Annotated in this window: 1 protein-coding gene; it reads left to right on the top strand. The window is 51.1% G+C overall.

Annotated elements, in window-relative coordinates; genetic code table 11:
• Positions 1-19 precede the first annotated feature (19 nt).
• A partial coding sequence (locus ACYQ1O_RS16885; RefSeq protein ID WP_459993440.1) for a calcium-binding protein occupies positions 20-784 on the top strand: 765 nt, incomplete at its 3' end.

Below are 784 nucleotides of genomic sequence, written 5' to 3'. Positions count from 1 at the left end.
CTCAGCTAATGATCTGGTCATGGGTTACGGAAGCACCGATGTGCTGACGGTCAGCAGTTTCTTTGCAAGCACTGCTTACGCGATGGGCAGTTTCCAATTCTCCGATGGCTTAACGCTCAACAACTTCATTATTGGCTCCACTGCCAACGATAGCTTAAACGGTACGGCATTAAATGATGCCATTAATGGTTTGGCGGGGGCAGATACGATGTCCGGCGGACTAGGCGACGATCTGTACTTTGTTGACAACACCGGTGATGTCGTCACCGAAGCGTTGAATGCGGGCAATGATACCGTCTTAACTGCTATCAATTACACCCTCACCGCCAATGTGGAAAACGTGGGCTTGTTGGCAGGTGCGTCGACCGCTACCGGCAACAGCCTGAACAACGTGCTGACCGGCAACGCTGCTGTCAACACCCTAAGCGGTTTGGATGGTAATGACACCTTAGACGGCAAAGCCGGTGCCGACATCATGACCGGAGGCTTGGGCAAAGACAGTTACTTTGTTGATGACCTGGGCGATCAAGTTATCGAAACCAGCACTGCCTTAGAAGACGATTTAGTCACCAGCTCAGTCACCTTCACCTTGGGTGCCAATGTAGAAAACCTCACCTTAACCGGCAGAGCCAACCTTAAAGGTACTGGCAACAGCCAACAAAATACCCTACGCGGCAACGCGGGTAACAATACCCTTGATGGTAAAGCGGGTGAGGACACTATGATTGGTGGCTTGGGTAACGACACCTACATAGTTGATAACGCAGGTGATATCGTAACCGAG

It is taken from the genome of Methylosoma difficile (assembly GCF_054657615.1).
This window is presented reverse-complemented; position numbering and strand designations above follow the sequence as displayed.